Genomic DNA, 21,476 nt, shown 5'->3' with positions numbered 1-21,476 from the left:
GGATCATGCCGCACTCGCGCGCCAGGAAGCGCGCCAGCGGCAGCTCCAGCTGGCTGTCCGGGAAGAAGAAGATCCGCTGGCCGGCCAGCTTGTCCCGGAGGTGGCCGACGGCCGTCTCGGCCCGCCGCCGGGCGGGCGCCACCGCCGTCTCGAAGCGCTCGGCGTCGACCCCCCAGTGGTCGGCGGCCGCCTTGAGCCAGGCGGTCGTGCCCTCCGCGCCCAGCGGGAAGGGCGCGTCCAGCCGCCGGGCGCCGCGCGCCTCCAGCGCCTTGGCGGTCTCGCCCAGGAACGGCTGCGCCAGCAGATAGCGGGTGTTGCGGCCGACCGGCGGCCGNTCCTCGGCGCTGCGCGGCGGCAGGAAGCGCACCGGGCCGATCCCCAGCGCCTCGAAGGTGCGCTGGAGCTGGTCCTCGACGATGTCCGCCAGGCAGCCGACCACCAGGAGCTCGGCCTGGTCGCTCTGCGCCGGGGCCGGCAGGTCCGGGACCAGCGCCGCCAGGCAGTTGTCCTCGCCCTGGGTGAAGGTCGTCTCGATGCCGCTGCCGGAGTAGTTCAGGATCCGCACGTCCGGCGCGTACTGCTTGCCCAGCCGTTCGGCCGCCTTGGACAAGTCGAGCTTGATCACCTCCGACGGGCACGAGCCGACCAGGAACAGCAGCTTGATGTCCGGCCGGCGGTCCAGCACCTGGCCGACCACCCGGTCCAGCTCCTCGTTGGCGTCCTTCATGCCCGCGAGGTCGCCCTCCTCCATCACCGCGGTCGCAAACCGCGGCTCGGCGAAGATCATCACCCCCGCCGCCGACTGGATCAGGTGCGCGCAGGTCCGCGAGCCCACCACCAGGAAAAATGCGTCCTGGATCTTGCGGTGCAGCCAGATGATCCCCGTCAGACCGCAAAAAACCTCGTGCTGACCCCGCTCCTTGAGCACCAAATCGTCGCTGCACCCACTCAAAGACCCCTCGGATGACGAGGCGTCTGGGCTTGGCGCGCGCGTTTCGGCCGGGGTGTCGTCCAACATACTCATGCCGACGCCTCCGCCCCGGTGGCGCGCAGCCCCATCGCTTCCTCCTGCTTGCGCGCGGCGCGCAGCTTAAGCACGAACTGGATGGCATTGACCGCGTAGCTCGCATAGGCGGCGAGGGCGACCAGCATCTGGGCGTACGCATCTCCCCAACCCATCACCAGCATCACCACGTAGAGGGTGTGCAGGCCGCACACGACCGAAGAGAAGACGTCTTCCCAGAAGAAAGCGGGGACGAACAGATAGCGCCCGAACACGACCTTTTCCCAGATCGCGCCCGTGATCATGATCGTGTAGAGCACCAGTGTCTTGAACACGATCGACGCCGTGGCGATCGCTAGCCCCTCGCCGGTTGCGAGATAGCGCAACACCAGGACGAGCGAGACCAGGAATACCAGGAATTGGAAGGGGGCCAGCACGCCCTGCACGAGAGTCCAGCGCGTCGTGTCACGCCGCCGGCGTTCCTCGGGGGTGTAAAGCAGCTTCGTTGCCTGGCCGGACGTCTGTGGGCCAGGAGTCTGTGATCCGGTCGCCTGCGTGGTGCGGGCGTTCGCCATCGGGTCCTCCACCTCCTGGTCGCACGGTCGCTCGCTCCGAGAACGACCCGCGACCCTATAGGGAGAAGTCTACCGACCGTCCGACGCAGGTGTCAATCAAACTAGACGTACAGCCTGGTTTACATATCCCCCGACAAAAGTTTTAATGGCGGTGCGACCTTCTGTGTTTCAATGCGTCAGGCGCCGTTGACGCTCACGGTCCCTGGCCTTACCCGCGTGGGGTTGCGTCGGCTGCGTCGATGGGCGACCAAAACGAGAGGGCGAGGGAGGCCCGTATCGCGCCCGGTAAACGCACCACAAGGGAAGGGGCGACGGCCATGGATACAGTACCGCAGTCACCGGCTCCCAGGCGGTGGGATGCCCAACGGCGCCGGGGCGGTAGTACGCGTTCTCTGAGCGTACAGGCGAGTTGCGGGCCGTTCAGCGACGATGACGGCTCTGGCATCATCGGCTTGGACGGTGTGCAGCAGGGCTCGACGCGGCAATCCGACGCGCAGGCCTGCGAACTCGCCGAGGATGCCCTCAAGAAACTGTCGGACCTCTATCCCGAAGAGCCGGCAATGGCCGGAAATACGCGCGGCATCGGCGACAACCAGCCCGGCGGCGTCGTGCCCGATGACGTGGTCGAATTTTCTCGCCTGATTCTCAAGCGCGATACGGCCGATGCCTTCAACTTTCTGGATCAGTTGCGCGAGCGTGGCGCCAGCGAAGAGGCCTTGTACCTGGATCTGCTCGCCCCGACCGCGCGGCGGCTGGGTGACCTATGGGTTGCGGATCTGTGCGATTTCACGGAAGTAACGATTGGGCTGGGCCGGCTGCAACATGCTATGCACGAGCTCAGCTTCGACTTTCATCGCCATTCGCTGAGCATGTCGCAGCAGCGCCGGATCCTGCTGCTGCCGGCCCCGGGCGAACAGCACACTATGGGACTGCTGATGGTCGGAGAGTTCTTTCGCCGCTCCGGCTGGGACGTTTGGAGCGCGCCCTGGTCGTCGCGCGACGACATGCTGGCGATGGTGCAGCACCAATGGTTCCCAGTGGTCGGGCTGTCAATCAGCTGCGACCGTCATCTTGACGAACTTACCCGAGGGATTCGACGCATCCGAAAGGAATCGCGTAACAAATCGGTCGGTATCATGGTTGGCGGGCCGTTGGTCCTTGACCATCCGGAGGTCGTGGCGCGCGTCGGCGCGGACGCGACCGCCACGGACGCCCGCGACGCTGCCGTGCAGGCCGAAAAATTGCTGGAGTCGGTGGCACAGTCCCGACCTAGCTGATTGCAAACGAGATTGGCGGGCGGCATCCGCTGTTGAGTGTCGTGGAAGGATCAACGCGAACCGTGGTGCAGTTTAAAGCCCCCGAAGAATCGCTAGGGAATCTGAACGCCGAGGCGATGGGCTCGCTGATCGCCGCGGCAGGAGATGTCGCGTTCATCGTCGATGCCGAAGGGGTGATCCGCGATGTCGCCTTCAACAGCGCCGAACTCGCACAGGAAGGTTCTGAGGCCTGGCTGGGCCATGCCTTCCTGGACACGGTGACGAAGGAAAGCCGCCCGAAGATCTCGGACCTGCTGGAGGAAGCCAAGCAGGGGCAGGTCAAACGCTGGCGCCAAGTCAATCATCCCTCCCCGGGCAAACCGGACATCCCGATCATCTACTACGCGCAGCAGCTCGATTCGGATCGCACGATCGTCGTCGGGCGGGACATGCGCGCCTTCGCGACGCTGCAGCAGCGTCTGGTCGACGTGCAGATGTCGCTGGAGCGCGACTACGCCCGGCTGCGGGATTTCGAGACGCGCTACCGCCTGCTGTTCGATATGACCAGCGAACCGGTGGTGATCCTGGATGCCGCCTCGACCAAACTGGTCGAGGCCAACCCGGCTGCCCACCGCCGGTTCGGCTGGACCAAGGGCGCCGGTGGACGCGCCTTCTTCGACAAGTTCGATGGCACCAGCAAAGCCGAGCTGCAGCAACTGCTGGAACGGGTGCGCAGCGTTGGCCGTGCGGAAGAGGTGCAGGTGCAGAGCAGCGAGGACGGCAGCGAGTTCCTTGTTTCCGCCTTTCTGTTCCGCCATGAACGCTCGCTGCTCTTCCTGGTGCGGCTGTCGCCGGTCGCCGAACAGGGCGAATCGGACATGTTGCCGAAGACCCGCAGCAAGTTCGTCAAAATCCTTGAGACCACGCCGGACGGATTCGTCCTGACCGGGCCGGACCAGCGGATCATCGCCACCAATTCCGCGTTCCTGGAAATGGCTCAGTTGGCCACCGAGGAACAGGTGCGCGGCGAACCGCTGGAGCGGTGGCTGGGCCGCTCGGCGGTGGATCTCAACGTGCTGGTCGCCAATGTGCGCGAACATGGGTCGGTGCGGCTGTTCGCCACCGTCCTGCAAGGCGAATACGGCATGAGCAGCGAGGTCGAGGTTTCGGGCGTACAGGTCGTCAACGGCGAGCAGCCCTGCTTCGGCTTGATGATCCGTTACGTTGACCGGCGTAGCCAGGGACAGCAGCCGCAGAGTTCGGGTGACAGCCGTGCGTCGGGCGAACTGCCCCGGTCGGTCGAGCAGCTCACCGATCTTGTCGGTCGGGTCCCCCTGAAGGAGATCGTGCGCGAGACCACCGACGTGGTGGAGCGCCTGTGCATCGAGGCGGCCCTGGAACTGACCGGCGATAACCGCGCTTCCGCCGCGGAAATGCTGGGGCTGAGTCGGCAGTCGCTCTACGTCAAGCTGCGCCGCTACGGTTTGGGCGACCTGGAGCCCGAGGCGGGGGACTAGCCAGCACGCCTAAGGGGGCGTCGGGCACCTGCGATATATGAGCGTCCTTGAACGCTCGAGAGCGCGCGGGGTTCACGCGAAAGATGGTACGACATCCGGGCATTGCGGTTGGCCCGAGTCAGCTTTTCGGCTGGGAATAGGAGTGTCATTCCAAATTGACACCTGTGTGTGTCAACCGTATCGTCTTGACATGGACCATTCCGCGACCCCGAGTATTGACAGACCGCAGCCCGGTGCACTGGTGGAGCTGCTGAAGCCCATCACCTGGTTTGCACCGATGTGGGCGTTTGCCTGCGGCATTGTGTCCTCCGGGCAGCCGGTCCTGACGCATTGGCCGGTGATCCTGGCGGGCGTGTTGGTTGCGGGGCCGCTGGTCTGCGGCACCAGTCAGATCGTCAACGATTGGTACGACCGTGAGGTCGACGCGATCAACCAGCCCGAACGCGCCATTCCCTCGGGCCGGGTGCCCGGGAGCATCGCCTTCTGGTTCGCGGTTGTCTGGACAGCGCTGTCGGTCGCAGTCGCCACCGTGCTCGGCATCTGGGGCTTCGTCGCCGCGCTGATCGCGCTTCTGTTGGCCTGGCTCTATTCCGCGCCGCCGGCGCGGCTGAAGCGCAGCGGCTGGTGGGGGCCGGGTACGGTCGCGGTCTGTTACGAAGGGATCCCCTGGTTTACCGGCGCGGCGATCATGACCGCCTCCTTCCCCGACTGGCGGATCGTCACGCTGGCCGTGCTCTATTCCGTGGGGGCGCACGGGATCATGACGCTGAATGACTTCAAGGCGGTGGAGGGGGATCTCCAGCATGGGGTGCGCAGCCTGCCCGCGGTGATGGGGACGCGTGCGGCCGCTTGGCTGTCGTGCGCGGTCATGGCGCTGCCGCAGGTGGTGGTGATCGTCCTGCTCTATAGCTGGGACCGGCCTTACTATGGCGGCGCGGTGGCGTCGCTGCTGCTGGCGCAGTTCGTCCTGATGGCCCGACTGATGAAGGATCCCAAGCGTTTCGCCCCTTGGTACAATGCCACCGGCACCACGCTGTACGTCTCCGGCATGATGATCAGCGCGTTCGCGGTCGGCTCTTTCCTGGAGGCTGTGTGATGGCGCACGTCACGCAGGCAGTGGCGGGGGCGCCCCGCATGCTGGGATGGCTCGGCATCATCCGCCTGGGCTTGGTGCAGACCGCCCTTGGGGCAATCGTGGTGCTGACGACGTCGACCCTGAACCGGGTCATGGTGGTCGAGTTGGCGCTGCCGGCGGTGCTGCCGGGGCTGCTGGTCGGCTGGCATTATGCGGTGCAGATGTCGCGTCCGCGTATGGGCTACGGCTCCGATGTCGGGCAGCGGCGGACGCCCTGGATCATCGGCGGCATGGCCGTGCTCGCCCTGGGCGGGCTGGGCGCTGCGACGGCGGTCGCGCTGATGAGCGTGCACACCTGGCCAGGGGTGGCTCTCGGCCTGCTGGCGTTCACGCTGATCGGTGCAGGTGTCGGCGCCTCCGGCACCTCGTTGCTGACCCTGTTGGCCAAGCGGGTCGACCCGACGCGTCGGGCGCCGGCGGCCGCGACCGTCTGGATCATGATGATCGCGGGCTTCGTCGTCACCGCGACGACGGCCGGGCAGTTCCTGGACCCTTATTCCCATCTGCGGCTGGTCGTGGTTACCGGCACCGTCTGCGCGTTTGCCTTCGTGCTGACCGTGGTTGCGGTCTGGCGGTTGGAAGGCCCCGGCGATCCGGTGGCCGCGGCGGCCGCTGCCCAGCGTGCGGAGAAGGGCCACTTCTGGCAGGCGTTCAAGCAGATCTGGGGGGAGACGCAGGCCCGGCGCTTCACCGTCTTCGTGTTCGTCTCGATGTTGGCCTACAGCGCCCAGGACCTGATCCTGGAGCCGTTCGCCGGCGCGGTGTTCGAGATGACGCCCGGGCAGTCGACCCAGCTCTCCGGCACGCAGCACGGCGGCGTCCTTGTCGGGATGCTGTTGGTTGCCGTGTCGGGCATGGTGCTGAAGAACAAGATCGGCTCGCTGCGCACCTGGGCGATCGGCGGCTGCATTGCCTCCGCGATTGCGCTGCTGGGGCTGGTCGTCGGCGGGCTGATCGGGCCGGCCTATCCCCTCACGGCGAACGTGGTGTTCCTGGGCGCGGCGAACGGCGCGTTTGCGGTGGCGGCGATCGGCTCGATGATGAGCCTGGCCGGCCAAGGTCAGCAACAGCGCGAGGGCACGCGCATGGGGCTGTGGGGCGCGAGTCAGGCGGTCGCCTTCGGCCTGGGCGGTTTGTTGGGCACGGTGGCGATCGATGTCACCCGCATGATTACCGATCAGGTGGCGGTCGCGTATGGGGCGGTCTTTGCCAGCCAGGCAGCGTTGTTCCTGATCGCTGCCGTGCTGGCCGCCCGGATCGACAAGACAGGGGCGGCGTCCCGAACGGTCGGCCTGTCGCCCGCGGCGGAAGGCTATGCAACAGGAGTGGGCAGCTGATGGGCACGCATACAACGACTGAAAGCTTCGATTGTGTCGTCGTCGGTGGTGGCCCGGCCGGCGCAACCGCGGCCCAGCGCCTGGCGCAGGAAGGCCGCGAGGTCCTGCTGTTGGACAAGCCCGGCAAGATCAAGCCGTGCGGCGGCGCGATCCCGCCCAAGGCGATCAACGATTTCAACATTCCGGACTCCCAGCTGGTCTGCAAGGTCGCCGGTGCGCGGGTGGTCTCGCCCAAAGGGCGCACTGTCGACATGCCGATCGACGACGGCTTTGTCGGCATGGTCGACCGCAAGGACTTCGACCCCTGGCTGCGCAACCGCGCCGCGCTGATGGGGGCGACCTATCGCGAGGGGGCCTTCCAGGGCCTGGAGCGCGGCAAGGACGGCGTCCCGGTGCTGCGCTACCGCCCGATGGGCGCCGACGCCGGCCGCAATGCGCCGGAAGTGCAGGTGCGGGCCCGCATGGTGATCGGCGCGGACGGGGCGAACAGCCAGATCCGGCAAAGCGAGCTGCCGGACGGTGACCAGGTGCCCTATGTCTTCGCCTACCACGAGATCGTCCGCTCGCCTGATGCCGGCACCCCGGCGCCGGCGACCGGCGGTTACGATCCCGGGCGGTGCGATGTCTATTACCAGGGCGACATCTCGCCCGATTTTTACGGCTGGGTGTTCCCGCACGGGCCGTGCACCTCGGTCGGGATGGGGACGGCACACAAGGGCTTCTCTTTGCGCGGGGCGACGGCTGACTTGCGGCGCAAGAGCGGCCTGGCGGAGGCCGAGACGGTCCGCCGGGAAGGTGCGCCGCTGCCGCTGATGCCGATGAAGAAGTGGGACAACGGTCGCGACGTGCTGCTGGCGGGCGACGCTGCGGGCGTGGTGGCGCCGGCGAGCGGCGAGGGGATCTACTACGCCATGCTGACCGGCGAGTACGCTGCCGACGCGGTGCACGAAGCGCTTGCCGCCGCTGACGCCAAGGCCCTGGCGGGTGCACGCAAGCGCTTTATGAAGACGCACGGGCAGGTCTTTTGGATTCTCGGGATGATGCAGCGCTACTGGTACACGACGGACCGGCGGCGCGAGCGTTTCGTTCGGATCTGCCAGGACCGGGACGTGCAGCGCCTGACTTGGGACGCCTACATGAACAAGGAACTGGTCAAGGCAGAGCCGCTCGCCCACGCGCGCATCTTCTGGAAGAACATCTTCCACCTGACGGGGGTGGCGCCGGTTTGAACCAACGGTTCAGGCGCGCGGGCCGGTTCGCCGCCGGTCTTTGAAACCGGATAGGAAAAAGGCCGGCGGAAAGCTTCCGCCGGCCTTTGTCTTGGGCTGAGCGGACTTAGCTCGCGCAGCAGCTTACGCTTTGGCCCAGAGGTTGCACCAGGCGTCCGGGGAAATCTCGCCCTGGACGATCTGGCACTGGCCCATCTCGGAGCCGCCCTCCGGCGCGATCCAGAACTGGCAGTTGGCGCAGTGCTGATCGCCCTTGGGATTTTCCTGGTATTGCACCGCTTGCTTCGGCGCCTTCTGGGCGTGCGCCTCGCGGCTGCTCAGGATCTTCGCGGCGCCGAGCGCCACGGCACCTGTGGCGAAAGCGCGGCCGAAGAAGCCGCGGCGGCTCATACTTTTGCCGTCATGCTCCTGCATGTTGTCGGACTCCCTCATGTGCAGCGTCCATAGAGTTTGTTTTCGTTCCAGGCGCGATCGGACGCTCTCCGCCTGGAATCGTAGCGGTATTAAACAGTCCGAAGGGTGGAAATGTCCACCCGCGCGGCTGCGGCGAATCGATCCGCTCAGCACGCACGGCCGGTGTGACCTACCCACAGGACCATGCAGCGAAGTGGGGCAAACACCCCGCGGGAAAAGAGTCTGCATCGTCTTTGTGCAGTCCGGGCGGCCGCTACCCTGAGAATCGTTCGAAAAGGCGGGGCGGGATTGGCGCCATGGAGGTGTCGCCGCGTCCACCTCGTCGCTGGCTGTCGGCGTGGCGTGGGGGCGCCCAGCATGGTAAGGCGAAGATCGGGCCGGGCTGCCGGCTGCTCCCACACTCCTGACACGGAACCGCTTCGCATGAAGAATTGGATCAAGACGGCCGCAGCCGTGTGTTTGCTGACGCTGGCGTCGGTGCCGGGGCGCGCGCAGGACGGCAACCCGGTCGTGCGCCTGGAAACCAACCACGGCGACATCCGCATCGAGCTGTTCGCCGAACGTGCGCCCAAGACGGTCGAAAACTTCCTGACCTATGTGCGTAACGACCATTACGACGGCACGATCTTCCACCGTGTGATCCCCGATTTCATGATCCAGGGCGGTGGCTTCACGCGCGATTACGAACGCAAGGCCACCCGTGACCCGATCCGCAACGAGGCCGATAACGGCCTGTCCAACGACCGTGGCACGGTCGCCATGGCCCGCCGGGGCGATCCGCACTCCGCGACCGCGCAGTTCTTCATCAACGTCAAAGACAACGACTTTCTGGACCATACGGCGAAAACCCAGCGGGGCTGGGGCTACACCGTGTTCGGCGAGGTCGTGTCGGGCCTGGGCACGGTGGATGAGATCAGCCAGGTTCCGACCGGTCGCGTCGGCCCCTTCCCGAAGGATGCGCCGCAGGAGCCGGTGGTGATCCAGGACGTGGTCGTCGAATAACCTCCTGATCTGACACGATAGCGCGCGCCAGCGCGAGCGGGATAGCGCGATGAAGTTCCTGACCGGCTGTACGCTGGACTACTGGATCCCTGGGCTGTCGACCTTCGTCTTCAACGTGACCGCGAACGAGACGACGCATCAGCGCGTCCTCTCGGAGCGCCTGCGTCTGGAGCCGGAAGCCGCACCCGAGGAGTTCGTGAGCGAGTCCGGCAATCGCTATCACCGTTTCAGCCTGTCAGGCGGTTATCTGCGTCTGCGTTATGACGCGGAAGTGGAGAGTGTGCCGAGCCTGGAAACGCCGGAGTCGGTCGGGGCCTGTGCCCCCAATGACGTCCCGCTCGCCACGCTGCCCTATCTCCTGCCAAGCCGGTACTGCCAGTCGGATCAACTGATGCGGCTCGCCTATCGGGAGTTCGATCGCTATCCGCGTGGTTATGAACAGGTCAATGCGATCTGTAACTGGATCTACGCGAACGTCGACTATCTGGCCGGCACGACGACGCCGCTGACCAGCGCGTTCGACACCGCCACGGCGCGTGCCGGTGTCTGTCGCGACTTCGCGCACCTTGGCATCGCGTTTTGCCGGGCGATCAACATTCCTGCCCGCTTCGTCAGCGGCTACGCGTATACCCTTCAGCCACCGGACTTCCATGCGGTGTTCGAGGCATGGCTGGGCGACCGTTGGTACGTCTTCGACCCGACCCGGCGGATCGTACCTGAGAATCTGGTCCGCATCGGTGTCGGCCGGGATGCAGCGGACGTGTCTTTCGCCTTGATCTTCGGTCCGGCACAGATGACCGGGATGACGGTTTACGCCGAGGCTGCGGAACCGATCTCCGGTCCGGCCCATACCAGCCGCAGTTCAGCAGCTGTCTGTTCGGCCTAAAAACCCCATCGCGTCTGTCGGGCCCCGCCGGATGGCGGTCGTTGGAGCGGCTTGGGTTTTAAGGAAAGGTTCCAGACGCCTCTTTTGTGATGTGGTTGGCGCTCAAGCGTTGTTTTTCAGCAGACCGCGTTCAAGACCGATGCGCAGGGCCTCGGTGCGGTTGCGGCATTCGAACTTGCGGTACAGGCGGCGGAGGTGCAGCTTCACCGTCACTTCCTGCAGGTTGAGTTCGCGCGCGATTTCCTTGTTGGACAGACCGCGCCATAGACCGTCCAGCACCTGTGTCTCGCGGGTCGACAGGGTGTCGTCCCCGGCCGGCTCCTGGGGGTGTTCAGCAGGGCGGTTCATCAGGGAGTAGGGGACGTAAATCTCGCCACTGCGCATCAGACGGATCGCCTGGATCAGCGCATCCCCGGAGATGGTCTTGGGCACGAAGCCCGCGGCGCCCATCTGTAGACCTTGCTCGATCACCGCGCGGTCGCTCTGACCCGACAGCAGGGCAACCGGCATGTCAGGCCGCGCCTGCTTGATCCGCGCCAGACCCTCCAGCCCGTTCATGCCCGGCATGACCACGTCCAGCAGCGCGATGTCGATCTCCGGGTGGGCATCGAGCTGTTTCAGCGCCGCGTCCACGTCGGTTGCTTTGTAGACCGGACTATCTGCCCAGGTGCGCCCTATGTGGGTGGCCAGCAGGTCGATAAAGAGGTCGTGATCGTCGGCGATCAGGGGGATCATCATCTACTCGCATTAGGCGGTCCGGGAGAGACCTGTATAGTCGAAAGTATACATGCTCGGCGCCCGCATTTCACTACAAACTGCCCGTTCAGGGCCCATGGCGCCGATGTGGTTTCCGTGCCGTGGCTTAGTTGGCGAGCCCCGAAAGCACGCGCTCCAGTTGATCTCGCGCGATCGGCTTTTGCAGCACGTGGTCGATCGCCGATGCGGGGTCTCCCTCGGCCAGGGGGGTCCGGCCGGAGATCAGGGTGATGGCGATCGCCGGGTCGATCCCTTTGACCGCTTGGGCAAGATCGCTGCCCATCATTTCCGGCATGTTCAGGTCGGTGATCAGATGCGCGATCTCTCCGTGCCGGTCGTGCACGATTTCAAGTGCCCGGTTGGCCGAAGTCGTGGTGAGAGCCGGGCGGCCCAGGCGGATCACCGTATCCGCGGTCATCTGGGCCACTGTTTGCTCGTCGTCCACGATCAGTACCAGCCTGCGGGTATCTGATGTCGGATCGTTTACTGCGGCTACGCGGTCGGCTGTCGTCGCGACTGGCGCGTGCGCGGCCAAGCTGGCCCTGGTGTCGGTGCTTTGCCCCATTGTCGGCGCTAGCTCGGCAAAGTGCATCGTGACTTCCGTGCCGCGTCCTTCACCGGTTCGAATGGTCAGCCCTCCATCGTGGCTGAGCGCGATGCCGGAGACGGCCGAAAGACCCAACCCCGTACCTTTGCCGACGGTCTTGGTCGTGTAGAAGGGCTCCAGCACGCGTTCCAGCTTATCGAGAGGAATGCCCGCGCCGCCGTCGATGACCGATACTTCGATGGTCCCGCCTGGATGGTTGATCTGACCGATCCGCAGTTCGTGGCGGCCGTCTGCGAGGTCGAGCAGGCGGACCGGGCCGACGCCTTCCATCTCTGTCGCTTCCGTGCGGTCGGTGCCAGGATCCTCGATCGGGGTGCTGCGGTGACGCACGACGATCGTGATGCTGGGCGCGTCCAAATCCGCTACGGCGTCGCGGGCGTTGGTCGCCAGATTCATCACGGCCCGGCCAAGCGCGCTTTCGTTGCCGCGCACCCGTAAAAGGGCCTCCGGCAGTTCGCAATTCAGGTGCAGTTCGCGTGGGAGCGCCGCGGATAGCAGGCCGGCGGTTTCGCTGACCACCTCGGAGATATCGATCGCCGTCATGCTCAGGGAGTCCCGCCGGCTGAACGACAGGATTTGCTGCACGAGGGTCTTACCGCGTTCGGCGGCGGAGGCAATCTGCCGAGCGTAGCCGGCCTCGGCGCTGTCTTGCGGCAGATCGTCGACCAGGAAACCTGCATAGCCGGCGATCGCGGCAAGCACGTTGTTGAAATCGTGTGCGATCCCTCCGGCCAGCCGGCCGACCGATTCCAGCTTCTGCGCCTGATGCAGTTCGGCGCGCAGCCGTCGTCGGGTCCGCTGGGCGGCGTTGCGGGCAGTGACGTCGCGCGCGACGCGGACCATGCCGCCATCGGGCAGGGCGGCCAGCGAAACCTCCTGCTCGATCACCGATCCGTTGCGATGGCGCGCTTTACAGGTGCCATGCCAGGCGCCGTTGTTGCGCAGGACTGGCAGGACCTCCTGGTACAGGCGTTGGCGCCCGTCGCTGTCGTAGATCAGATCGAGCGGCTGGCCCAAAAGCTCGTCGACCGGATAGCCGTACAGCGTGGCCGTTGCGCGGTTGATGTAGACGAAACGGTTGTCGGCGTTGAGCAGGCTAATCGCGTCCTGTGCCAACTCGACCGCATGCGTTACCCGCTCGGCCTGCTGGCGCAGCCCGGTCTCCTTTTCCCGGTGGTGGCGACGCAGTTCCAGTTCGTCGACGGCGATGTCGGCCAAATCCTGCAGCGTGCGTTGGTCAGCCTCGCTTAGACCCGCGCGTGGCTTGTCATCGATGATGCACAAGCTCCCCAGGTTGTAGCCGTCCGGCGTGATCAGGGGCGCCCCTGCGTAGAAACGGATATAGGGCGCCCCTGTGACCAGCGCGTTGTCGGCGAACCGGGCATCGTCCGTTGCATCCGGCACGACCAGCACCGTGTCGCCGGCGAGCGTATGCTTGCAGAAGGATAGGCGGGTCGAGGTTTCGCGCGTGCGCAGGCCGTGCATGGACTTGAACCACTGCCGGTCCCGGTCGATCAGGCTGACAAGTGCGATCGACACGTTAAACAGACGTGCTGCCAGCGCCGTCAGCCGGTCGAAGCTCGGCTCCGGTGGGCTGTCGAGGACCTCGTATTGGTAGAGCGCATGAAGTCGGTCTGGTTCCGACTGAATGGCACGTCGTGGCGCCGGCATGCGGTGTGCTCCGTTAAACTCGTTGCCGCCACCGAACGCCGGAGGCGAACTTACCCGGACTTTTCGACAGGATAGTGCACAGCCCACCTATCCTGAAGGTTAAGCATCCGAGTCTTTCGGCCAGAATTACCTGTGCCTCTGCCATACGCGACAGCCTTCCTTGCAGATGCGCGGGAAACTGCCTTTCGCCAATATCTTTCCAGGTCGACACCAGCGGGGTCAGACAAGGCCGTCCGTCTCCGGCCATCGCCCGATAAAGGAACAGGATATTGGCACAGATCATCAACTTCCCAACCGCCCGCACTGCCGTTGCCCCGGCGGTTAAAGTCAACGCCGGGCCGACGTTAAACGAACTGATTATGCAGATGCGCGCGGACTCGCAGGCGCTTGCCCGCAGCATGCAAGAGATGCAGGCCGCCGTTCAAATGCTCATCGATGCAGATCTGCCGGGGAGTGCGCAGACACTTCTGGCCGAAACCGGGCACTTTGGCATGTCCTTGAGTGCCGGAGTGAGCAGCGGACGATGACGACCACACCGCCAAATGACCAGCGGGTCGCAAACGTGCATGTGCCGGTCAGCCGCGGGCCAGGCTCCAAAGGGCGGGTGCTGCTGGCCGAGAGCGATCCCCGCCTCTGCACGCAGCTTGCCGGAATCCTGCGTCGTGCGGGCTTTTACGTGGTGGCCGTCCATGATGGGCGGCGGGCTCTGGTTCAATTGTGCGATGCGTCGTTCAACCTTCTGGTCACCGATATCGTGATGCCCGGCAACGATGGGCTGGACCTGCTGCGTTGGTTGCGGAAGATGCACCCCGACGTGCCCGCGCTCGTGCTGAGCGGCGACGGTCCCGAGGGGGGCGCGCTGTATGCCAAGGCGGCGATGTGTCTGGGCGCCGACGTCTGTGTGCCGAAGCAGGCACCCTTGCCTAATTTTCTGTCGGCGGCGCATCGGCTGGTCAGTGCGGGACGGTTGGAGACTCCCGAACGACGTGTGAGGCAGCCGGCGGCTTAGAGCTGCAGGCGAACGGTGTCGCTGCGCGTGTCAGCCAGCTTCGCCCCAGCCGAAAAATGCTACGCCGATTGCCAGAACGAGGTAGCGCGCCAGCTTGCCCGCCGTGACCAAGACCAGGAAAGGGACGATCGGCGCCCGCAATGCCCCTGCGACGACGGTTAACGGATCGCCCAGCCACGGCGTCCAGGCGAGGAGAAGCGACCAGAGTCCCCAGCGTTGGTACCAGGCTTCGGCTCGGGCGTAGGTCTTGCTGTCGATCGGGAACCAGCGCCGATCCTTGAACCGCTCGATACCCAACCCCAACGCCCAGTTGACGACCGCGCCCAGCACGTTGCCAACCGTCGCCGCCAGAACAAGCCACCCCCATGGCCAGCCGTCCAGTTGCAGGCCGACCAGGACCACTTCCGACTGGAAGGGTAGGATGGTGGCTGCCAGGAAGGCGCTCGCGACCATGCTGGCGTAGGCGGCGAGGGCGGTCATGGCGTGGAACGCTCCCGGTTGCGATGGGTCAGCGGCAAACGGGTTCGCTGCGGCCGAGCGGGCGTGATAGGCTGCGGTCAATCTCACCAGCAAGGATGACGCCCGACCGTGACCGACGATATCACCTATCGTACCCTGTCGATCGAGGACGGCGCCGAAATCTGGCGCATGGTTGACGAGTCCGAAAACCTCGATCGGGATTCCGGCTACGCCTATTTCATGGTGGCACGCAACTTTGCCGCGACCAGCGTGGTGGCCGAGCGCGGCGAGCATACCATCGGCATGCTGACCGCCTACCGCCTGCCGCAGGACCCCCGACGGCTTTTCGTCTGGCAGGTCAATGTGCGCGATCCGTACAAGAACACGAAAGTCGCAAGCGCGATGCTGGATCATCTGCTCCAGCGCGATGAAGCGGCCGGCGTGCGCTGGGTCGAAGCGACCATCGTGCCGGGCAACACGCCCGCGGAGCAGCTGTTCAGGAGTTTGGCCAAGCGCCTCGATTGCCCGATCAAGGAGACCGAGGCCTTCGCCGACGAGCTTTTCCCCGACGCGGAGCACAAGATCGAGCGGCTGTTCGTGGTTGGCCCGATCCCTTACGAGAAGTGCGAAATCCGGATCCGCCCCGAGGACGGCAAGTATCGCTTGTACAGCTTCTGGGATGGCTCCGAATTGCCGGCGTTCGAGCCCGCAAACCCGGCGTTCGACGATTTCGAGGACGCCAAGCGTGCCGCCGAACGGGTCCGGATCGACCATGGTGCCAGCAAGGTGGTCGTGGAGCGTGCTGGCTGACCGCTCGTCTGTAGCCGGTGGTCACGCGTCTGACGTGTGTATCCGCCGGTTTCTGCGTCGGGAACCGGGCTAACGGCGGGCGTGCGCGGCCGGTTTCCTACGCCAATCGTCCGGGCTGGCAAAGCTGCGCGTAGACGTGGCTGTCAGCCGTCATGATTGGGTATAGACGCTCCGGTTGTATGACGGATTCAGAATAGTATTGGACGGTGTTGGCGAGTGACGGTAGTCTCGCCCCACGTTCGGCAGGGCAAAAAAGATAAACCTACCTGTCGAAACTTACGCATGCGTCCGCTCACCCTTTTGGCTCGCTGGCGGGCTTGTGGGCGGATGCTGGGTAGGCAACCGGGGCACAAACAAAATGCTCCGGGGGGATGGTAAACGTTCAGGAGAGGCAGAATGACAGACACTGGTAATCCGGCTGGCTGGTCCCGCCGGCGCTTCCTGCAGACGGGCGCTGCGACGACTGCGGGTTTGGGCGCGCTCAGTTTTAGCGGCAAGGCGCCGAGCGGCTTTATGCGCAACGCTTGGGCGCAGGAATTCCGCAACAATCCGGGCGATTCTTCGACCGTTACCCTCGGTTTTAACGTGCCGCAGACCGGCCCCTATGCCGATGAGGGCAAGGATGAGCTGCGTGCCTATCAGCTCGCCGTGAAGCACCTGAACGGCGAGGGCGACGGCGGCATGCTCAATACGATGCAGCCGTGCAACCTCAAGGGGAACGGTATTCTCGGCAAGAAGGTCGAGTATGTCACCGGCGACACCCAAACCAAGTCGGATGCCGCGCGCGCGTCGGCCAAGCGCATGATCGAGCGCGACGGCGTGGTCATGGTGACCGGCGGCTCGTCCTCCGGCGTGGCCGTGTCGGTGCAGGCGCTGTGCCAGGAGATGGGCGTCATCTTCATGACCGGCCTGACGCACGCCAACGACACCACCGGCAAAGACCGCCGTCGCTACGGTTTCCGGCACTTCTTCAACGCGCACATGTCTGCGGCCTCGCTGGGTCCGGTGCTCAAGGAAGAAATGGGCACCGACCGCAAGTCCTACATGCTGGTGGCCGACTACAACTGGGGCTGGTCCGTCGAAGAGTCGATGAAGAAGGTCACCGAAGATATGGGCTGGGAGACGGTGAACTCCGTCCGCACCCCACTCGGGGCCGGTGACTTCTCGCAGTACCTGACCCCGGTACGCGATTCCGGCGCGGACGTCCTGTTCCTGATCCACTACGGCAAGGACATGGTCGACAGCCTGACTCAGGCTGTGCAGTTCGGCCTGAAGGACGCGACCGCGAACGGCAAGCAGTTCGAGATCGTCGTGCCGCTGTACTCCCGCGTCATGGCGCAGGGGGCCGGCAAGGCCGTTTCCGGCATCTACGGCTCGACCAACTGGCACTGGTCGTTGCAGGACGACGCGTCCAAGGCCTTCGTCAAGTCGTTCGGCGAGGAGTATGGCTTCCCGCCGTCCCAGGCCGCGCACACCTGTTACGTCCAGACCCTGCTGTACGCCAACGCGGTCGAGTCCGCCGGGACCTTCTACCCGCCGGAAGTCATCAAGTTCCTCGAAGGCTTCGAATTCACCGGTATGGGCAACGGCGACACGCTGTATCGCGCCGCCGACCACCAGGCGTTCAAGCCGGTGCTGGTCGTGAAGGGGAATGACGACCCGCAGAGCCAGTTCGACCTGCTTGAGGTCGTTAAGGAGGTCCCAACGGAGGAGATCATGTATCCAGCCGATCTCTATCCAGGCGACCTCGGCCCCTACGAGGTCTGAGCGACAAGGCAGTCTGCCTGATGGTCGGGACCGGCGTGTGCCATGGCGTGCGCCGGTCCCATCGCCTTCCGCCATTCCGGTTTACCCGTCTTAGCAGTGCAGGTCTGCGTCTCTGAGACGGGGTAGGGGGACATGTATCGATGGATACCCTGTTGCTCCAGCTGCTTAACGGCTTGGACAAGGGTGGGGCCTATGCGCTGATCGCGCTTGGGCTGACGCTCGTGTTCGGCACGCTGGGCGTGGTCAACTTCGCGCACGGGGCGCTGTTCATGCTGGGGGCCTTCGTGGCCGTTGGCGTAAACCAGCTGCTGACCATTTCCGAGAAGGTGCGCGACGAGAGCATCACCGCCTTCGAGGCCTATACCACCAAACCTTATCTGGAAATCTGGTTCGGCGATCTGGGCTCGACGATCATCGCATGGTCGGTGCCGATATCCGCCGTGGTGGCGATTCCGGTCATGCTGCTGATCGGGCTCGCCATGGAGCGCGGGCTGATCCAATACTTTTATAAGCGCCCCCACGCCGAGCAGATTCTCGTTACCTTTGGCCTGGCAATCGTGCTGGGCGAGATCATCAAGGTGATCTTCGGCGCCAACGCCATTCCGATGTCCGCGCCAGAGACCCTGTCCGGCGCGGCGCCGATCGGCAGCGCGCTCGGACTCAGCGAGAACCTCGTCTATCCCTGGTGGCGTTTGGTCTACCTGTTCTGCGCGTTCGTGATCGTCTGTGCGGTGTTCGCGTTCTTGAAGCTGACCACCTACGGCATGGTCGTGCGCGCCGGTATGACCGACCGGGAGATGGTCGGACTGCTCGGGATCAATATCCAGCGTCGCTTTACCGTGGTGTTCGGCATCGCCGCGATCGTCGCCGGAGTGGCGGGATGCCTGTACACGCCGATCCTGCCGCCGGACTATCACATCGGCATGAACTTCCTGGTGCTGTCGTTCGTGGTGGTCGTCGTAGGCGGCATGGGCTCGCTCGGTGGGGCGGTTTCTGCTGGTTTCCTACTGGGGGTGCTGCAGTCCTTCGCCTCGATGAGCTGGATTAAGGACCTCGCACCGGGCATCGACCAGATCATCATCTATCTGATCGCCGTCGTGATCCTATTGACCCGCCCGCGGGGCCTGATGGGTCGCAAAGGCGTGATGGAGAGCTAATCGACCATGGCCAGCATCACGCATTTCAACCCTTCGACCCCCAAGCGCGACCTGATGCTCATGGGTATCTTCGCGCTGGTGGTGCTCACCGCGCCGATCTGGCTGAGCCCGATTGGGGCCAGCTATCCCGACCTGCTGCAGCGCTTTGCCATCTTCGGCATCTTCGCGATCGGCTATAACCTGCTGTTCGGCTTGACCGGCTACCTGTCGTTCGGTCACGCGGCGTTCCTCGGCGTTGGCTCGTACGCTGCGGTGTGGATCTTCAAGCTGCTGACCATGAACGCGGTCCTGGCCGTGATCTTCGGCGTGCTGATCGCGGCCGTGTTCGCGCTCTTGATCGGCTTCGTGGCGCTACGCCGGGCAGGCATCTACTTCGCCATCCTGACGCTCGCCTTCGCGCAGATGTCGTACAACCTGGCGTATTCGGTGCTGACCCCGCTGACCAACGGCGAGACCGGGCTGACGCTGTCGACCAATGACCCTCGGGCGATCGATGCGCTGTTCGCCGGAAGCGGTGCCGGCATTCCAAGCCCCTCGCTGTTCGGTCTGGAGCTGACCGGCTACACCGCGTTCTACTTCTGTGCGGTCATGCTGATCCTGGCGTTCTGGGTGTCGCTGCGCATTTTCCGCTCGCCGTTCGGGCTGAAGCTATTGGCGATCAAGTCGAACCAGACACGGATGCGTTTCACCGGCTACAACACCCGTCCCTATCTGCTGACGATCTTCGTGATCTCCGGCATGTACGCCGGCCTCGCCGGGTCGCTGATGGCGATCACCGATCCCTTGGCCGGCGCGGAGCGGATGCAATGGACCGCTTCGGGCGAGGTTGTGCTGATGACCATCCTGGGCGGGGCCGGCACGTTGATCGGTCCGCTGCTGGGCGCCGCGATCATCAAGTATGCCGAGAATATCTTCTCGGCGATCCACTCTGCTCAACTGACCGAAGTGTTCGACTTCCTGCCGGAGCCGGTGACCGACCTGCTGGTCGGCGTGGCCGGCCTGTTCGTCGGGGAGGGATGGCACCTCACGCTTGGCCTGCTGTTCATGGCGATCGTCATTTTCTTGCCGGGCGGCCTGATGGAAGGCCTGTATCGGATCGGGCATGCGATCAAGCGCCGCCGGACGGGCGGGGCCGCCTCGGACAGGTCAGCCATCACCCAGCCGTCGGAGTAGAGGGGCCGCAAGCACAACCATGGCACAGAATTTCGTCCTCAACGTCTCCGACGTGAACAAGAACTTCGGCGGCCTGCAGGCCCTGACCAACATCAACCTGCAGGTCGAGGAGGGGAAGACCCACGCGGTTATCGGTCCCAACGGGGCCGGGAAGTCCACGCTGCTGAACACCGTGATCGGCCGGTTGGTGCCGGATACCGGCTCGGTGTTGTTCGATGGGGTGACGCTGACCGGCAAGTCGCCCCACCAGATCAACCAGATGGGCGTGGCCCGGGTGTTCCAGACGCCGGAAATCTTCCTGGATCTGACGCTGCTGCAAAACGTCGAGATCGCCGCGCTTGCCAAGCGGGACGGGGCGTTCAGCTTCAAGCCTTTCCGGGCGATGGTCTCGGAAACGGCGATCCGCGAAGAAGCCGCGCAGATGCTGCAGGATATGGGGCTTCACCATCTGCGCGATCAGATGACCGGCAACCTGTCGCGTGGCGACAAGCGCCGGCTGGAGATCGCCATGTGCCTGATCCAGCACCCGCGTCTGCTGCTGCTCGACGAGCCGACGGCGGGGATGGCCCGGCACGACACCAACCGGACCATCGATCTGCTCAAGCGGATCAAGGAACAGGGCATGACCAAGGTGATCATCGAGCACGACATGCACGTCGTGTTCTCGCTCGCCGACTGGATCAGCGTGCTGGCCCAGGGCGCGATCATCGCCGAAGGGACGCCCGAGGAGATCAAGGGCAACCCGAAGGTCCAGGAAGCCTACCTCGGCGGCACCGCCTAGCCATCATGGCGCTCATCCCACCGCCGCGCTTCGATGCCAGCCAACCGGAAGAACCGCATCCATGAGTGAAACCGAAAGCTTCAGCGCCAGCGCCAAGCAGGCGTACGAGAAGGCGCGCGAGCACACCGAGAAGCTGAAGGCGCAGGTCGGAACCGGGGCGCCCGATAGCTACTTCGCCTGTCGGAACCTGCACGCCTATTACGGTGAAAGCTACATCGTCCAGGGCGTCGGCTTCGAAGTCCCCGAAGGCAAGATCCTAGCCCTGCTGGGCCGCAACGGCGCGGGCAAGACGTCGACCCTGCGTACCATCGCCCGCGCCGGCTCGCCCGATCTGCGCCAGGGGGAGGTCTGGCTGCAGGGCACGCCGATCCATACCCTGAAGGATTTCGAAGCCGCCCAGCAGGGTATCCAGCTGGTTCCGGAGGACCGCCGGATCATCGGCGGTCTGACGGTGGAGGAGAACCTGCAACTGGCGCAGATCGCCGAGCCGAAGGGTTGGGAGTTCGAGCGGATTTACCAGGCGTTCCCGCGTCTGAAGGAACGCCGCACGCAGGACGCCAGCACGCTTTCCGGCGGCGAGCAGCAGATGCTCGCGATTGCCCGCGCGCTGGCCCGCGACGTCAAACTGCTGTTGCTGGACGAGCCCTATGAGGGGCTGGCGCCGGTGATTGTGCAGGAGATCGAACGGATCCTGTCCGACGTGCGCAAGCTCGGCATCACCACCGTGATCGTCGAACAGAACGCCGTGGCCGCGCTCAAGCTGGCGGATATGTCGATTATCCTGGATCAGGGCGAGGTGGTTTACGAGGGCACCGCCCAGGAGGTCTTGGACGACGAGGACCTGCGCCACGAGTACCTGGCGATCTGAGCCGCGCGACGATGTCGCGCGCGCCGAGGTGGCAGGCGACGGTTAGGCGACCGCGTGAACGCGC

At 64.9% G+C, this 21,476-nt stretch carries 20 protein-coding genes; 15 read left to right on the top strand and 5 right to left on the bottom strand.

Annotated elements, in window-relative coordinates:
* Positions 1–1,020: 1,020 nt before the first annotated feature.
* Complete coding sequence (bchF, locus tag RHOSA_RS0114690; protein WP_081728743.1) at positions 1,021–1,578, bottom strand: 2-vinyl bacteriochlorophyllide hydratase; 558 nt, start codon at positions 1,576–1,578, stop codon at positions 1,021–1,023.
* A 317-nt stretch (positions 1,579–1,895) separates the two neighbouring features.
* On the opposite strand from bchF, the gene RHOSA_RS22765 reads away from it, so the two are divergent.
* The 5 genes from RHOSA_RS22765 to RHOSA_RS0114665 all read left to right on the top strand — a co-directional run bounded on the left by RHOSA_RS22765 (position 1,896) and on the right by RHOSA_RS0114665 (position 8,052).
* Positions 1,896–2,855 carry a cobalamin B12-binding domain-containing protein gene (locus RHOSA_RS22765; protein ID WP_169816635.1) on the top strand — a complete coding sequence of 320 codons (960 nt, stop codon included), beginning with the start codon at positions 1,896–1,898 and terminating at the stop codon, positions 2,853–2,855.
* A 62-nt stretch (positions 2,856–2,917) separates the two neighbouring features.
* Entirely contained in the window at positions 2,918–4,351 is a 1,434-nt protein-coding gene (ppsR, locus tag RHOSA_RS0114680; RefSeq protein WP_027289266.1) for a transcriptional regulator PpsR, read from the top strand.
* A 190-nt stretch (positions 4,352–4,541) separates the two neighbouring features.
* Complete coding sequence (gene chlG, locus RHOSA_RS0114675; protein ID WP_037256434.1) at positions 4,542–5,447, top strand: chlorophyll synthase ChlG; 906 nt, start codon at positions 4,542–4,544, stop codon at positions 5,445–5,447.
* Positions 5,447–6,823 (top strand): BCD family MFS transporter, encoded by a 1,377-nt coding sequence (locus RHOSA_RS0114670; RefSeq protein WP_051432179.1) that lies wholly within the window; start codon positions 5,447–5,449, stop codon positions 6,821–6,823. Before chlG ends, RHOSA_RS0114670 begins: the two co-directional genes overlap by 1 nt.
* Entirely contained in the window at positions 6,823–8,052 is a 1,230-nt protein-coding gene (locus RHOSA_RS0114665) for a geranylgeranyl diphosphate reductase (RefSeq protein ID WP_027289263.1), read from the top strand. Before RHOSA_RS0114670 ends, RHOSA_RS0114665 begins: the two co-directional genes overlap by 1 nt.
* A gap of 123 nt (positions 8,053–8,175) precedes the next feature.
* Here the strand turns inward: RHOSA_RS0114665 and RHOSA_RS22760 are convergent, their stop codons facing one another.
* Positions 8,176–8,484: a high-potential iron-sulfur protein gene (locus tag RHOSA_RS22760; protein ID WP_200372012.1), complete on the bottom strand. Its 309-nt coding sequence runs from the start codon at positions 8,482–8,484 to the stop codon at positions 8,176–8,178.
* 405 nt (positions 8,485–8,889) lie between these two features.
* On the opposite strand from RHOSA_RS22760, the gene RHOSA_RS0114655 reads away from it, so the two are divergent.
* Entirely contained in the window at positions 8,890–9,468 is a 579-nt protein-coding gene (locus RHOSA_RS0114655; RefSeq protein WP_027289262.1) for a peptidylprolyl isomerase, read from the top strand.
* A gap of 49 nt (positions 9,469–9,517) precedes the next feature.
* The gene (locus tag RHOSA_RS0114650; protein ID WP_027289261.1) at positions 9,518–10,354 is read left to right on the top strand and encodes a transglutaminase-like domain-containing protein; all 837 of its coding nucleotides are present in this window, start codon (positions 9,518–9,520) and stop codon (positions 10,352–10,354) included.
* Positions 10,355–10,456: 102 nt separating this feature from the next.
* On the opposite strand, the gene RHOSA_RS0114645 is transcribed toward RHOSA_RS0114650, so the two are convergent.
* Positions 10,457–11,092, bottom strand: coding sequence for a response regulator transcription factor (locus tag RHOSA_RS0114645; protein WP_027289260.1), 636 nt, complete (start codon positions 11,090–11,092; stop codon positions 10,457–10,459).
* Positions 11,093–11,216: 124 nt separating this feature from the next.
* Complete coding sequence (locus RHOSA_RS0114640; RefSeq protein WP_027289259.1) at positions 11,217–13,388, bottom strand: ATP-binding protein; 2,172 nt, start codon at positions 13,386–13,388, stop codon at positions 11,217–11,219.
* 269 nt (positions 13,389–13,657) lie between these two features.
* Between RHOSA_RS0114640 and RHOSA_RS0114635 the strand changes: the two genes are divergently transcribed.
* Together RHOSA_RS0114635 and RHOSA_RS24390 are read left to right on the top strand one after the other, a co-directional pair.
* Complete coding sequence (locus RHOSA_RS0114635) at positions 13,658–13,915, top strand: hypothetical protein (RefSeq protein ID WP_027289258.1); 258 nt, start codon at positions 13,658–13,660, stop codon at positions 13,913–13,915.
* Complete coding sequence (locus RHOSA_RS24390) at positions 13,912–14,397, top strand: response regulator (protein WP_027289257.1); 486 nt, start codon at positions 13,912–13,914, stop codon at positions 14,395–14,397. Before RHOSA_RS0114635 ends, RHOSA_RS24390 begins: the two co-directional genes overlap by 4 nt.
* A 30-nt stretch (positions 14,398–14,427) precedes the next feature.
* Here RHOSA_RS24390 and RHOSA_RS0114625 read toward each other — a convergent pair whose 3' ends face one another.
* Positions 14,428–14,877: a YqaA family protein gene (locus RHOSA_RS0114625; RefSeq protein ID WP_027289256.1), complete on the bottom strand. Its 450-nt coding sequence runs from the start codon at positions 14,875–14,877 to the stop codon at positions 14,428–14,430.
* Between the two features lie 108 nt (positions 14,878–14,985).
* Here RHOSA_RS0114625 and ectA point away from each other — a divergent pair, with 108 nt between their 5' ends.
* From ectA to RHOSA_RS0114595, 6 genes are all read left to right on the top strand, one after another.
* The gene (gene ectA / locus RHOSA_RS22750) at positions 14,986–15,666 is read left to right on the top strand and encodes a diaminobutyrate acetyltransferase (RefSeq protein WP_051432177.1); all 681 of its coding nucleotides are present in this window, start codon (positions 14,986–14,988) and stop codon (positions 15,664–15,666) included.
* A 396-nt stretch (positions 15,667–16,062) separates the two neighbouring features.
* Positions 16,063–17,433: a substrate-binding protein gene (locus tag RHOSA_RS0114615; protein WP_027289255.1), complete on the top strand. Its 1,371-nt coding sequence runs from the start codon at positions 16,063–16,065 to the stop codon at positions 17,431–17,433.
* A 140-nt stretch (positions 17,434–17,573) separates the two neighbouring features.
* The gene (locus tag RHOSA_RS0114610; protein ID WP_027289254.1) at positions 17,574–18,590 is read left to right on the top strand and encodes a branched-chain amino acid ABC transporter permease; all 1,017 of its coding nucleotides are present in this window, start codon (positions 17,574–17,576) and stop codon (positions 18,588–18,590) included.
* Positions 18,591–18,596: 6 nt separating this feature from the next.
* A complete protein-coding gene (locus RHOSA_RS22745; protein ID WP_051432176.1) occupies positions 18,597–19,763 on the top strand; it encodes a branched-chain amino acid ABC transporter permease in 1,167 nt (388 codons plus the stop codon).
* Positions 19,764–19,782: 19 nt separating this feature from the next.
* On the top strand, positions 19,783–20,544 hold the full coding sequence (locus RHOSA_RS0114600) for an ABC transporter ATP-binding protein (protein ID WP_027289253.1): 762 nt from the start codon (positions 19,783–19,785) through the stop codon (positions 20,542–20,544).
* Positions 20,545–20,605: 61 nt separating this feature from the next.
* A complete protein-coding gene (locus tag RHOSA_RS0114595; RefSeq protein WP_081728741.1) occupies positions 20,606–21,412 on the top strand; it encodes an ABC transporter ATP-binding protein in 807 nt (268 codons plus the stop codon).
* The last annotated feature ends 64 nt before the right edge of the window (positions 21,413–21,476 follow it).

This window comes from Rhodovibrio salinarum DSM 9154, from assembly GCF_000515255.1.
Classification (GTDB): Bacteria; Pseudomonadota; Alphaproteobacteria; order Kiloniellales; family Rhodovibrionaceae; genus Rhodovibrio; species Rhodovibrio salinarum.
The sequence above is the reverse complement of the archived record's forward strand: the minus strand, read 5'-3'. Positions and strand labels throughout refer to the sequence as shown.